General features: G+C 73.2%; 9 protein-coding genes. 3 read left to right on the top strand and 6 right to left on the bottom strand.

Annotated elements, in window-relative coordinates; translation table 11 throughout:
- Window positions 1-990 (bottom strand): glycosyltransferase family 4 protein (locus ACJA3G_RS21600; protein WP_406554669.1); only part of this gene is annotated, 990 nt, incomplete at its 3' end.
- Window positions 991-1,102: 112 nt separating this feature from the next.
- Between ACJA3G_RS21600 and ACJA3G_RS21595 the strand changes: the two genes are divergently transcribed.
- Entirely contained in the window at window positions 1,103-2,338 is a 1,236-nt protein-coding gene (locus ACJA3G_RS21595; protein ID WP_406554668.1) for a glycosyltransferase 87 family protein, read from the top strand.
- 69 nt (window positions 2,339-2,407) lie between these two features.
- On the opposite strand, the gene ACJA3G_RS21590 is transcribed toward ACJA3G_RS21595, so the two are convergent.
- The 5 genes from ACJA3G_RS21590 to ACJA3G_RS21570 form a co-directional block, all read right to left on the bottom strand.
- Window positions 2,408-3,637 (bottom strand): hypothetical protein, encoded by a 1,230-nt coding sequence (locus ACJA3G_RS21590; protein WP_406554667.1) that lies wholly within the window; start codon window positions 3,635-3,637, stop codon window positions 2,408-2,410.
- 16 nt (window positions 3,638-3,653) lie between these two features.
- A complete protein-coding gene (locus tag ACJA3G_RS21585; RefSeq protein WP_406554666.1) occupies window positions 3,654-4,670 on the bottom strand; it encodes an NlpC/P60 family protein in 1,017 nt (338 codons plus the stop codon).
- Window positions 4,671-4,932: 262 nt separating this feature from the next.
- The gene (locus ACJA3G_RS21580; protein WP_406554665.1) at window positions 4,933-5,958 is read right to left on the bottom strand and encodes an NlpC/P60 family protein; all 1,026 of its coding nucleotides are present in this window, start codon (window positions 5,956-5,958) and stop codon (window positions 4,933-4,935) included.
- A gap of 254 nt (window positions 5,959-6,212) precedes the next feature.
- On the bottom strand, window positions 6,213-7,574 hold the full coding sequence (locus tag ACJA3G_RS21575; RefSeq protein ID WP_406554664.1) for an NYN domain-containing protein: 1,362 nt from the start codon (window positions 7,572-7,574) through the stop codon (window positions 6,213-6,215).
- 42 nt (window positions 7,575-7,616) lie between these two features.
- A complete protein-coding gene (locus tag ACJA3G_RS21570; protein ID WP_406554663.1) occupies window positions 7,617-7,862 on the bottom strand; it encodes a hypothetical protein in 246 nt (81 codons plus the stop codon).
- A gap of 187 nt (window positions 7,863-8,049) precedes the next feature.
- Here ACJA3G_RS21570 and ACJA3G_RS21565 point away from each other — a divergent pair, with 187 nt between their 5' ends.
- Together ACJA3G_RS21565 and ACJA3G_RS21560 are read left to right on the top strand one after the other, a co-directional pair.
- Window positions 8,050-8,793: a rhomboid family intramembrane serine protease gene (locus tag ACJA3G_RS21565; RefSeq protein ID WP_406554662.1), complete on the top strand. Its 744-nt coding sequence runs from the start codon at window positions 8,050-8,052 to the stop codon at window positions 8,791-8,793.
- Entirely contained in the window at window positions 8,790-9,071 is a 282-nt protein-coding gene (locus tag ACJA3G_RS21560; RefSeq protein ID WP_067158275.1) for an Lrp/AsnC family transcriptional regulator, read from the top strand. The genes ACJA3G_RS21565 and ACJA3G_RS21560 overlap by 4 nt, the downstream gene beginning before the upstream one ends.
- Window positions 9,072-9,412: the final 341 nt, after the last annotated feature.

The raw sequence follows: 9,412 nt of genomic DNA, 5'->3' as shown, positions 1-9,412 counted from the left end.
CACCACGAACCCCGTCTCCCCCTCCAGCACCGCGTCGGGCGCGCCGCCCGAGTCCCCCGCCACCACCGGCAGGCCCGTCGCCGAGGCCTCCAGGTAGACGATGCCCAGGCCCTCCACGTCGAGGCCGCCCCGGCGGGTGCGGCAGGGCATGGCGAAGACGTCGCCGGCGCCGTAGTGCGCGGGCAGCTCGGCCCACGGCACCGCGCCGGTGAAGCGGACCGAGGCGGCGACCCCGGTCTTCTCGGCCAGGGCGCGGAGCTCCTTGCCGTACGGCCCGCCGCCCACGATCAGCAGCACCGCGTCCGGCACGCGCGCGAGGATCGACGGCATGGCGAGGATCAGGGTGTCCTGGCCCTTGCGGGGGACGAGGCGGGAGACGCAGACCACGACGGGCCGGTCGGTGAGTCCGAGGCGGGCCCGGACCTCGTCGCCGCCCGAGCCGGGGTGGAAGGTCTTCTCGTCGACCCCCGGCGGCAGTTGCACCATCCGGTCGGCGGCCCGCGGGCTGAGCGCGGCGGCGATCCGGGAGCGGGTGTACTCGCCGAGGTACGTGATCGTGTCCGTGCCCTCGCCGATGCGCCGCAGCAGTTGCCGCGAGCCCGGCAGCTGGGCCCAGCCCGCCTCGTGGCCGTGCGTGGTGGCGACCAGGCGTTCCGCTCCGGCCCGGCGCAGCGCGGGCGCCATCAGGCCGAGGGGCGCGGCGGCCCCGAACCACACCGAGGAGCAGTCGTGCTCCTTCAGCAGGGCGACCGCGCGCCGGGTCACCCGGGGGGTGGGCAGCAGCATGGTGGTGCGGTCGCGCACCACGGTGAAGGGCTGCTCGGCGTCGAAGGCGGCGGTCGCCTCGGCGCCCTCGCGGCCCCGCTTCCAGGTGGAGGCGTAGACGACGAGCTGCTCCGGGTCCAGGCGCAGCGCCATGTTGTGCAGGAACGCCTGGATCCCGCCGGGGCGCGGCGGGAAGTCATTGGTCACGATCAACGTCTTGTGCATCGCCGCCGACAGTACCGAACGGCCCCGCCTCGTCGCTCGCGCCCGGCCCCGCCCGGCATCATGAGGCGGCGGGCGAAAGGCCCGATACACGCGATACAGGGACGGGGTGTGCATGTCGGAAGGAAGCGGCACAGGGCGCGCGAGGAGCGCGCCGGGACTCCTCGCGGTGTTCGCCGTCACCCGCTGCCTGCTGCTGCTCTGCGTCCTGCGGGTGCTGGTCGTCCCGGGCCCGGACGTCACCAGCGATGTGTCGGTCATCTACCAGGGCTGGTACGAGGTGCTGAGGACCGGCACGTATCCGCTGGACGACGTCACCTGGCAGTACCCGCCGGCCGCGGCGCTGGCGATCCTCTCCCCCGCGGCCCTGCCCTTCCTCGACTACGCCGCCGCCTTCTTCGTCCTCGCGCTCCTCGCCGACGCGCTGGTCCTCGGACTGCTGCTGTACGCGGGCGGGCGCCCCGGCGGGTCCCGCGCGGGCGCCCGGCTCTGGGTGTGGGGCGTACCGCTGCTGGGGCCCACCGCGTACGCGCGCTACGACCTGATGGTGACGGCGGTCGCGGTGGCCGCGCTGCTGGCCGGGGCGCGCCGCCCAAGGGTGCTGGGGGCGCTGGCCGCGTTCGGCGCCCTGCTGAAGGGGTGGCCCGTGCTGCTGCTGGCCCGGGCGCCGCGGCGGGCCTGGGCGACGGCGGCCGTCACCGCGGGCGCCTTCCTGCTGGTGTGCCACGCGGTCGCGCCGGGTGCCTTCGCGTTCCTCACCTTCCAGCGCGACCGGGGCACCGAGGTGGAGTCGCTCGGCGCCCTCGTCTTCCATGTGGCCCGCCATCTGGGCTGGCGGGGCCGGGCGCAGCTCAACTACGGGTCGGTGGAGTTCCTCGGCCCGTACGTACCGCTGGTCTCCACCCTGGCGATGGGGCTCACCGCGCTGGCGTTCGGCTGGCTGCTGCTGTGGCGGCTGCGGGCGCGCCGCACCGGCCCCGGCACCCTCGCGGACGCCGCCTTCACCGCCGTGCTGCTCTTCACCACCACCAGCCGGGTGATCAGCCCGCAGTACCTGATTTGGCTGGTGGGCCTCGCGGCGGTGTGCCTGGCCGTACGCCGCTCCCCGATGGCGCGCCCCGCGTATCTGGTGCTGGCGGCGGCGGGCGTGACCCTGCTGGAGTTCCCCATCTGGTTCTCGCACGTGGTGGCGAGCGACTGGCTCGGGGTGCTGCTCCTGTCCGTCCGCAACGGGCTCCTGGTGGTGGCGTCGGTCAGCGCGTGCCGCCGCCTGTGGCGCACCACGGTCCCCCGCCCCCCGCTGCCCGTTCAGCAGGTCCGCACGAGGGTCTTCTCGGTCCTGGTGCGCTGAACGGCCGCACGCAGCCGCCGGTGCATCCGGGCGACGCCGCACGCGGTGACCCGGCGAGCGCCGAACGGATCAGCCCAGTTGGTCGCGGACGTAGCCGCGCCACAGGGTCGTGAAATCCCGCGGCGTGGTGCCCAGCTGGTCGTTGAGTGCCTTCTCCAGCGCGCCCTCGCGGTGCTTCTCGCCGCCCACCTGCGCGTAGAGAGCGGCGAGCTTCGCCTCGCCCCAGCGCTGGGCGATCATGCGGCACGCCAGCCAGCCGCCCTCGTAGGCGCGGGCCAGCCGGTCCGCGCCGCCCTCGAAGCCGAAGTCGGAGTCGGCGGGCAGGTCGCCGGGCGGGCCGTCGCGCCGCACCGCCTCCTGGAGCTCCGGCGCGGCCTCGGCGGGGGTGCGTCCGGTGCCGCGGTAGCCGACCCAGTCCGCGTATCCCTCCGAGAGCCACATCGGGGTGGCGGAGGAGGTGCGGGCGCGGGTGGCGACATGGGTGGTCTCATGGGTGAGGACGACCCGCCGGCCGAGGTCGCCCAGCACGCCGTACGCCTCGGGGTTGACGATCACCCGGTCCGCGGGCGCCGCCCCGCCCGCGCCCGCCTCGCCCGTGGTGACCGCGGCTATGCCCCGGTACGAGGCCGGGGGCGCGGCGAGCAGCGCCGCCATCGCGTCGAGCGAGGCGGGCACCAGGACCACCACCCGGCCCGCCCAGCGGCCCGGCCAGGCGGCCGTCACGGCCGGTACCGCCCGGTCGGCGGTGTCGGCGATCCGCTGGAGCGTCGGCCRGKCCYGGCCGACGCCGAGGACCAGGCTGTGTACGCCGCGCACCACCGACACCGGCCCCTGGCGCCACAGCGGTTCGGCCGCGCCCTCACCCGCCCGGTCGCCCGTCACGTACCAGCGCCCGGACCGCTCGTCGAGGTCCATGACCCTGGCCGAGGTCACCGGCGCGCTGTCGTACCCGGCGAGCCGGTAGCGCAGCTCCACCCGGGCGGTGGCCCGGCCGCCCGTGCGGCTGACGTCGGTGACCCGGTACGCCCAGGCGCTCAGCGGCACCTGGCGCAGATTGGCGAACTCGGCCCGCTGGGCGTCCCGCAGCCCCGTCGCTCCCGGGTCCAGGGCGGCCAGATAGCCGCGCTCGTCGTGCCCGAGGACGGCCGCCGCCCGGCCGTCCAGGGTGCGCTGCACCTGCCCGGTGACGGGGTCGGGACGCGGGGCCGGGGCGGAGCAGGCGCCCAGGAACAGCAGCGCGGCGAGACCGTATCCCGCCGTGCGCCGTCGCCCTGTGCCGCTCAGCCAGCCGTACGCCATCCTCCCGATCGTACGGTCACACCCGGGTGATCGAGGAGATGGGCATCATGCCCACCGGGTCGTAGCGCACCGGCGCGCCCGGGTAGGGGGCGTGGATGACCTGGCCGTTGCCCACGTACATCGCGATGTGGCTGGCGTCGGAGCGGTAGGCGACCAGGTCCCCGGGCTGCGCCTCGGAGAGGGAGACCCGGCGCCCGGCGTACCGCTGCGCCTGCGAGGTGCGCGGCAGCCCGACGCCCGCGTGCGCGTAGGACCACTGCATCAGGCCCGAGCAGTCGAAGCCGGAGGGCCCGTTGGCGCCCCACACATAGGGGCGGCCCACCGCCTGGCGGGCCGCCGCGACGGCCGCCGCCGCCCGCCCGGAGGCGGGTACCGCACCGCTCAGGTCGGGCAGTGCGCCGCGCCCCGAGCGCGAGACCCGGTCGAACGCGGCCCGCTCGGCGGCCGGCAGCGCGAACAGCACCCGGCGGGCCTCGGCGAGCTTGGACTCGACGGTCCGCTTGTGCCGGGCGACCTCCACGCGGCTGCGCTCCAGCTCGGCGAGCTTGCGGGTGGCCTCGGTGCGCTGCTGGCCGATGCGCCGCTGCTCCTGCTGGAGTTCGCGCAGCTCGGCGCTCTGGCGCTCACCGATCCGGACGAGGGCCGCGGCCTTGTCGAGATACGAGTCGGGGTCCTCGGAGAGCAGCAGCGCGATCGAGGGGTCGATGCCGCCCGAGCGGTACTGGGCGCCGGCGATCGCGCCGAGCGCGCCCCGCATCCGGTTGATGCGCTCCTGGCCGCGCGCGACGCTGTCCTGCGCGTTCCTGACCTGCTCGCGCAGGAGGTCGGCGCGCTCGTCCGCCTTGTTGTACTGCTCGGTGGCCTCCTCCGCCTGGGCGAAGAGCCGGTCGACGCGCTCCTTGCCGGTGCCGGCCGGCTCGGCGCCGGCGGGGGCCGCGAAGGCCGCCGCCGCGGTGGCCGCCGCGGCGGACAGGACGGTGACCCGGGTGCTCTGGGAGAGCCCGGACTGCGTGGGACGGCGATGGGACGCCACGGGAAGCCGCACTCCTTCCGCTGGTGCGGGCCCCTGCCGCCCCGGTGGGCGACGAGTTGGACGATCACGGGGGAACCGCACGCCGGACAGTAGTCGGACGACCACACGGGGTCCAAAGACCCGGACGTGTACGCAAAGTGACGCCCCGCCGGAGATCACAGGTCACCGGCGGGGCGTGGCGTCAGCGCGAGTTGCCGGAATTCGCCCGTTCGGAGGGCGGTGGCAACCGAGTTGTTATACGAGGGCCGCGGGGCCCCCGGCGTCAGGCGATGCGGACGCCGAACTGGAACGGCATGTTGTCCATCGCCTCGTAGCGGACGACGGCTCCCGGCTTCGGCGCGTGCAGCACCTGGCCGTTGCCCGCGTACAGGCCGACGTGGTGCAGGTCGCCGTAGAAGAGCACCAGGTCGCCCGGCTTGAGCTGGCTGCGGCCGATCTGGGTGCCCGCGCCGGCCTGGGCCTGCGAGGTACGCGGGATGGAGACGCCCGCCTGGCGGTAGGCCCAGGAGGTGAGTCCGGAGCAGTCGAACGAGGCGGTGCCGGTGGCGCCGTACACGTACGGCTTGCCTATCTGCGTCTGGGCGGCGGCGAGGGCCGCGGCGCCGCGGCCGGAGGCGGGGGCCTCGTGGCCGAGGTCGACGCGCTCGTTGGCGCGGTTCGCGCGCGCGTCGTCGGAGGCGAGCGACGCCTTCTCGGCGGCGGTCAGCGAGTTGAGGAGCTTCTGCGCGGCGGCGAGCTTGGACTGGGTCTCGGCCTTCTTGCTGCCGAGCTCCTTGCGGGTGTCCGCGAGGTCCTTCAGCTTGTCCTGGGCCTCCTTGCGCTGCTGCGCCAGGCTGCGCTGCTTCTCCTGGATCTTCTGGAGCGCCTCGGTCTGCTTGGCGCTCAACTGGTCCAGGGAGGACGCCTTGTCCAGGAAGTCGTCCGGGTTGGCGGAGAGGAAGAGCTGGACCGAGGGGTCGATGCCGCCCGAGCGGTACTGCGCCGAGGCCATCGAACCGAGGCCGTCGCGGAGCTTGTTGAGCTCGTCCTGGCCGCGTGCCACCTTGTCCTGGAGCGCGCCGACCTGCTTCTCCAGCTGGTCCTGCTTCTCCTTGGCGCCGTTGTACTTCTCGGTGGCCTGCTCGGCCTCGTCGTAGAGCTTGTCGACCTTGGACTTCACTTCGCTCTTCGACGGCTTCGGGTCCGCGTGCGCGGCCTGGGACGTGAGAGCGACGGCTGCGGCGGCGGTTGCGGTGAGCACGGTCACGCGGGTGCGGCTCGCAGGCTTGGGTCGACGGTGGGACGCCACGAAGGCGAGCTCCTTCTTCCTCAGCGCCGAACAGCGAAGGACTCGGCGGTACCTCCACGGCCACCCGGACGAGTGATCAACCGCGTGAAGGTTCGAGCCGACCCTAGTGACCCCCCTGTGATCAGTTCAAATCCTGATAGGAAAAAACTCGGTCGAAAGGAGGATTCTTTACAGTCATCCCACGCGTAGTAATGGGCACTTGACAGAGCGCTGGGAACTGATCACCCGAATTCGGGCATTGAACGCAGGAGTTGCTAGACGCGCGAAAGCCGCTTCAGGAGCATGACGGACGCAACCGGACGCGCGCCGGCCTTGGCCACTCCGTCGGCCACCTCGCGGTCGGTCGAGACGACCACCACCGGCCGCCCGGACGGCTCCGCCCGTACCAGCTGGCGGATCAGCTCGTCCGCGGTCACCCCGGGCTTGGAGAAGAGCACCCGTACGCCACGGGGAGGCGCCAGCAGCACCGGCGCGGCCAGCTCGGCGCCGTCGAAGACGCAGGTCACCTCGGCGCCGGTCTGCGCGGCGAGCACGGAGAGACCGCCGAGCAGCCGCAGCCGCTGCTTCTCCAACGGCATCGTCGGATAGCCGGTCTTGGTGACGTTGTAGCCGTCCACCACCAGATGTACCTGGGGCAGCGCGAGCAGTTGGTCCAGAAGCGCGGGATCGGTCTCGGAGAGCGCGCGGGCCGCGATGTCCTTCGGGGTCATCTGCCCCGGTTCGACCGCTTCCACGGTGTCGGCGGGCCGCACCGAGGCCGGGGGCAGGGCGAGTTCACGCCGCAGCCCGGAGGCGGCGTCCAGGACCGTGTCGAGCAGCAGCCGCAGCCGCATGTCCTCGATCGAGCGGCCCTCGCGCACCGCGCGGCGGCTCGCCTCGACGGACGCCTCGGCCTCGGTGAGCCGGGTCCTGATCCGCCGCGACTCGCTCTCGGCGGCGGCCACCCGGGCCGCCGCCTCCGCTCTGATGCCGTCGATCTCCCCGGTGACCTTGCGCAGGGCGGCCTCGCCACGCTTGACGTCGCTGAGCGCGCTGCGCAGCTTGCGCTGGAGCGCCTCGGCCTCCTTGCGGGCCGCGGCCAGGTCGGCGCGCAGCTCCTCCTGCTCGGTGCGCAGCCGCTCGTGCGCCTCGGCGAGCTCGCCCCGCAGCCGCTCCAGCTCGCGCCGGCCCTCCTCGTCGGCGCGCTCGGCGTCCGCTCGCTGGGCCTCCTCGCCGGCCGCCGCGACCAGTTTCACCCAGCCGGTGGGGCGCAGGACGTACGCGGCGGCGGCGACGTCCACGGGGTCGGCCGCCGCGGGCGGCGCGCCGGACTCCAGCGCGCCCGCCAGCTCCGGCTGCCCCTCCTTGAACCGCTCCCCGATCCGCTGCCGGAAGACCGGGTCGGACTCCAGGGCCGCGGCCATGGCGTTGCCGGCGAACTTGGCACGACGAGTCGGGGTGAAACGGGCGTACTGCCGCAACTGCGACGGCAGTTCGGCGACGGTCAGCCCGCCGAAGGCGTCCGAGACCAGCGCGACGACCCTGCGCCGCACCCCTTCGGGAAGCGGTCGGTCGAGCACCTCGGCGGGGCCGTCACCGGCCGCACCGGCCGGTTCGGCACCGCTTGCATGCTCCACGATCCGTCACCTCAACTGTCGTCCGTCACTCACCGGGGCGGCTCACTCGGAGCCGGCGCCCGGCCTGTCCACCAGTTCGATCTGGTCCACCGCGTTGCACCAGCGGCAGCGCACCGACTCGATGGTCTCACTGACCACCTCGCGTTCCTCGACCTTCGGCTCTCCGGCGAGGTCCAGATGGACGTACTCGACGACCTTGGACGAACGGGTGACGTCGAAGCGGGTCAGATTGCCGCAGAGGGTGCAGCGCCACCGCGTGGTGGCGGTGGGCTGGGGAACGCTCGTCATGTGATGCTGTCCTCTTTCCACGGATTTCCACGGATTTCCACGGTTACGTATCGAAGATGTGGTCGGGGATCTCGCGGTGCGCCGTCGAACTGCGGATGTACTGCCCGTAACCCTACGGCCTACCGGGTATCCCCCGGCACGGCGAGGCGGTCTGTACCGTTCGGTCCCGGTACGCCATGCTCTGTTCATGATCAAGCCGAGCGCCGTACGGGCGGCGGTGGTGCGGGGCCCCGTGGTCACCTACGCCGTGCTGGCGACCTGCGGCCTGGTCTTCCTCGTCAGCCCCGTCTCGGGCCTCAATCCCTCGTACGGGACCGGCGACGCGCTGCTCGCCGCCCAGAGCACGTATTTCGCCCGGTGGGGTGTCGTCCCGAACGAACTCACGGCCGGTGACCCCGGCGCGCTCCTCACCCCCCTCACCGCGCTCTTCGTGCACGGCAACTGGCTGCACCTGCTGGGAAACATGCTCTTCCTCCACGTCTTCGGCGTGATGGCCGAGGAGCGCATGGGCAGGATCGGCTTCGCGCTCTTCTACCTCGGCGCGGGCTACCTCGCCCTGCTCGCCTACGCGGTGGCGCATGCGGCCTCCGACCAGACGCTGGTGGGCGCGTCCGGGGCGATCTCCGCCGTCCTGGGCGCCTTCCTCTGTCTCTTCCCCCGCGCCAGGGTCACCAGCCTCTTCCCGTTCCTCTTCTTCCTGCCGCTGCGCTTCCCGGCGGCGCCGGTGCTGGTGTTCTGGTTCGTGCTCCAGTGGCTGGCCGTACGGGCCGCTCCGGCCGGGCCCGGAGTGGCCTACCTGGCCCATCTCGTCGGCTTCGGCCTGGGCTTTCTCTACGCCTGGGTCCGGTTCCGCCGGACGGCTAGAGTGAAACGACCGAAACGGCCGAAGCCTTCCGTGCCGGCCGCCACCGAGGGAGAGAACCAGCCGTGATCACCGCGATCGTGCTCATCAAGACCAGCGTGGACCGGATCCCCGAGATCGCGGAGTCGATCGCGTCGCTGGAGAACGTCAGCGAGGTGTACTCGGTGACCGGCACCTACGACTTGATCGCCCTGGTCCGGGTGGCCCGCCACGACGACCTCGCGGACATCATCCCCGGCCGGATCAGCAAGATCCCGGGCGTGGAGGTGACGGACACGCATGTGGCTTTCCGGACGTACTCCCAGCACGACCTGGAGGCGGCGTTCGCGATCGGCCTCGACGCGTAGCCCTCGGGCGGGCGGCGAACCGGATTTGTGCCTCAGCCGTCTGTGGTCCCGCTTTCGGCCCGGGGTTCGTCTGCGGGTGTGTGGCGGGCTGATCGCGCAGTTCCCCGCGCCCCTTCAGGGCCCGGTGGTCGTCTGCGGGTTGTCTGTGGCTGAGCGCGCAGTTCCCCGCGCCCCTAACTGCCTAGGGGCGCGGGGAACTGCGCGGGCAACCCTCCACGGTCCGCAGGCGGAAGAGGGGCCCGGGGCGCAGCCCCGGAAAGGGGGCCGGGGCTGCGCCCCGGGGGCGTTACTTCGCCGGGACGCAGCGGCCTTCCTCCACCCGGTACGACCACTTCGCCCCC

This window comes from Streptomyces sp. YS-3, from assembly GCF_045257485.1.
In the GTDB taxonomy this organism is placed as follows: domain Bacteria; phylum Actinomycetota; class Actinomycetes; order Streptomycetales; family Streptomycetaceae; genus Streptomyces.
Note: the sequence above shows the minus strand (reverse complement) of the source record. Positions and strands in the feature narration are given on the sequence as shown.

What these genes read in the sequence shown, in the direction of transcription:
- ACJA3G_RS21595 (WP_406554668.1), top strand. Translation starts at nt 1,103, where the DNA reads ATGTCGGAAGGAAGCGGCACAGGGCGCGCGAGGAGCGCGCCGGGACTC.
- ACJA3G_RS21570 (WP_406554663.1), bottom strand. Translation starts at nt 7,862, where the DNA reads ATGACGAGCGTTCCCCAGCCCACCGCCACCACGCGGTGGCGCTGCACC.
- ACJA3G_RS21565 (WP_406554662.1), top strand. Translation starts at nt 8,050, where the DNA reads ATGATCAAGCCGAGCGCCGTACGGGCGGCGGTGGTGCGGGGCCCCGTG.